Source organism: Agrococcus sp. HG114, assembly GCF_024723325.1.
Lineage (GTDB): Bacteria > Actinomycetota > Actinomycetes > Actinomycetales > Microbacteriaceae > Agrococcus.
Genome location: NZ_JANQCH010000241.1, coordinates 1 through 931, shown reverse-complemented (window position 1 = coordinate 931; position 931 = coordinate 1). Strand labels below are relative to the sequence as shown.

The window sequence follows — 931 nt, the reverse complement described above, 5'->3', positions numbered from 1 at the left end:
CCCGCGAGCACCGCGACCGTCGTGCCGCCCGCCGAGAGCGCCGCGCGGTGGGCGGTGCCGTCGATGCCGTAGGCACCGCCGGAGACGACCGCGAAGCCGCGATCGACGAGGCCGGCGGCGAGCTGCCCGGCGACGAGCTCGCCGTAGCCGGACGACGCGCGCGAGCCGACGAGCGCGGCAGAGCGTCCGCAGCGCTCGAGCGCCGCGGCGTCGCCGCGGACCCACACCGCCGCCGGTGCGTGCGGCCCGAGGTCGTCGAGGCCGGCGGGCCAGTGGGCGTCGGCTCGCGTCAGCAGCCGCTGGCCGAACGCGGCGCCCTGGGCGAACGCCCGCAGGATGCGGCCGGCATCGAGCCGCGGCCGCCAGCGCGGGAGCGCCGCGGCGATCGACCGGGCCGCCTCGGGGTCGTCGAGCTCCCGTGCCCACGTCGCGGCGTCGGCGCCCTCGACGAGGAGCTCGAGCGCGCGGACGTCGCCGAGCAGCGTCCGCGCCCATCCAGCTGCGCCGTCCCCGGGTTCCGGCAGCACGGTCCACGCGCCGGCGGCGAAGCGGGCGACGACCTCCGCATCATCGGGGGCGTCGGGGCCGTCGGCGGCCGCTGCCCCCGGGACGAGCGGCAGCACGGCCCCGCGCAGCCGGTCGTGATCGAGGCGGAACGGCTTCATGCGGGGATCCCCTTCCTGAGCGCGAGCGCGCGTCCGATGTGCGCGCGGGACGGCGATGCCGCCCCGTCGAGGTCGGCCATGGTCCAGGCCACGCGCACGGCGCGGTCGAGGCCGCGCATGGTGAGCGAGCCGCGCTCGACCGCCTGCTCGAGGGGCTGCAGGAGCGACCGGTCGAGCGGCAGGTTGCGGCGCAGCCACGGCCCGGGCACGTGCCCCATCGCGACCCAGCCGGTGCCGGCGAGGCGGTGCGCGGCGCGGTCGCGGGC

1 protein-coding gene and 1 pseudogene are annotated in these 931 nt (G+C 79.5%); both read right to left on the bottom strand.

The window, feature by feature from the left end; translation table 11 throughout:
• On the bottom strand, nt 1-665 hold a 665-nt coding region (locus tag NWP09_RS13000; RefSeq protein ID WP_258275910.1), incomplete at its 3' end, for a DNA-protecting protein DprA.
• Nucleotides 662-931, bottom strand: a pseudogene (locus NWP09_RS12995) (ATP-binding protein); the annotation flags it as partial. The pseudogene NWP09_RS12995 and the gene NWP09_RS13000, both read right to left, overlap by 4 nt.